This window comes from Pseudoalteromonas sp. BSi20311 (genome assembly GCF_000239875.1).
In the GTDB taxonomy this organism is placed as follows: domain Bacteria; phylum Pseudomonadota; class Gammaproteobacteria; order Enterobacterales; family Alteromonadaceae; genus Pseudoalteromonas.
In genome coordinates this window covers 1-1,946 of the sequence record NZ_BADU01000025.1, presented here as the reverse complement: position 1 = coordinate 1,946, position 1,946 = coordinate 1, and the positions used below count along the sequence as shown (strand labels likewise).

1 protein-coding gene is annotated in these 1,946 nt (G+C 42.3%); it reads left to right on the top strand.

What is annotated here, in order from left to right; all coding sequences use genetic code 11:
• The first annotated feature begins 332 nt into the window (after positions 1–332).
• On the top strand, positions 333–1,856 hold the full coding sequence (ltrA, locus tag P20311_RS02635) for a group II intron reverse transcriptase/maturase (protein ID WP_008109360.1): 1,524 nt from the start codon (positions 333–335) through the stop codon (positions 1,854–1,856).
• Positions 1,857–1,946 lie beyond the last annotated feature (90 nt).

The window sequence follows — 1,946 nt, the reverse complement described above, 5'->3', positions numbered from 1 at the left end:
AAATGTATGAGTATTATTGCCGACTTGATAAATCACACGTAGGTATTTATCAATGGATAAACGCTAAATCACAATTCAGCGTTTAAGTATTATCACCTTACAGCACGATAAGGTTAAAGACTGCGATCGGCATCCACCCCAATATGTTCGAGTTCAGATAGGTAAACCGGGGAAGGTTTGTTTGAATGCTAAGGGAGCACGACCCCGATGACAAACAAGCTGGCGGAGCGTTCGTAGTAGTCTGAGATGGGGAAAGCCCATTACATGGCGAAGGGGCGCAGTTTAATTGATTTGCGCAAGCAAATTACCTGACCTTAATGAGGTGAAGACCTGTGATAATCAGCGAACTGCAACGTAAATTAGCAACATGGACAGCAACCGATAAAGCGCGTCGCGTTAATCGATTACTGCGCCTTATCAGTCACCCACAATGGCTTTGCCAAGCGGCTGAAGTAACGCTTTCTTCAAAAGGTGCCAAAACACCTGGCGTTGATGGAATAACTAAAATTCACTTACAGGATAAGCTGACTGATTACTTAGATGGGATCAGAAATGATTTACTCTCGGGTAATTATCAACCAATGCCTGCCAGACGAATTTATATTCCTAAAGCGAATGGAAAGCAACGCCCTTTAGGCATACCCACCTTAAGAGACAGAATAGTGCAACGTGCCATGCTCATGGCAATGGAGCCGATATGGGAAAATGATTTTCATTCACTATCCTATGGTTTTAGACCTGAACGCAGTGTCCATCACGCCATTAGAACTGTTAAGTTACAAATGACAGGCTCAAGTGAACCACGTGGGCGCTGGGTAATTGAAGGGGATTTATCAAGTTATTTTGATACAGTCCACCATCAATTACTGATGACATGTGTGCGTAAGCGTATCAATTGTCGACGATTTAATGAATTGCTCTGGCGGTTCATCAAAGCAGGACATATTGAACGTAATCTATTCTGTGCAACAAGCGAAGGCGTACCACAAGGTGGTGTCATTTCTCCATTATTGTCAAATATCATGCTCAACGAATTTGATCAGTATTTGGATAAATGCTACTTGAGCAAGAAAGCACGTAAAGATCGCTGGTACTGGAATCGTACAATCCAAGATAAGCGTACCATTGCACTAGAGGAAAATAGACAATGGAAACCTGGGGTTGCTTATTGTCGTTATGCCGATGACTTTCTTGTGATTGTCAAAGGTAACAAACAACAAGCAGAAGCCATTCGTGATCAGTGTCGAAATTTTCTTGAAGGTAAACTTAAACTCACACTTAACATGGAGAAAACCCATATTACGCATGTGAATGATGGATTTATCTTCCTTGGTCATAGGATCATAAGGAAACGTGGTCCTAAAGGGAATATGCGTGTGGTGTCTGGTATTCCACATGGTAAGGCTAAAGCATTTTCTCATTCCTTGAGCCAAGCTTTATCCAGTGATCACAGTTGTAGCAAGATAGACAAAGTTGAACAACTCAGCCGCAAGCTTAAAGGCTGGGCGCAATTTTATCGTCATACTGATTATACCGCTAAAGTTTACAGTAAAATTGATCGTATAGTTTTCTGGAAATTAGCAAAATGGCTAGCGCGGAAATATCGTTGCTCCGTTAAGTCATTAATGATGAAGTGGATAAAACGACCGACGCCAAATCAGGCCAAGACTTGGGTATTATTTGGTAAAAGCAATCGAGGTAATTTATGTAGCGCTTCACTATATCGACTGGTGAGCAGTCCTAAGTTGCCCTTCCGTTGGCGATTACCTGAATCAAACCCTTATCTTAGAGATGAAATGAGAAATACTGTCACATCTCGCTACAGCGATGTTGTAATGGCTGTAAGCCACAATTAAGCGGAGAGCTGTATGCGCTGAAAGGTGCACGTACGGTTCGGAGAGGAGAGGCAGAAAAATAGTTCGACTACGTTCTGCCTCTTACTCTAC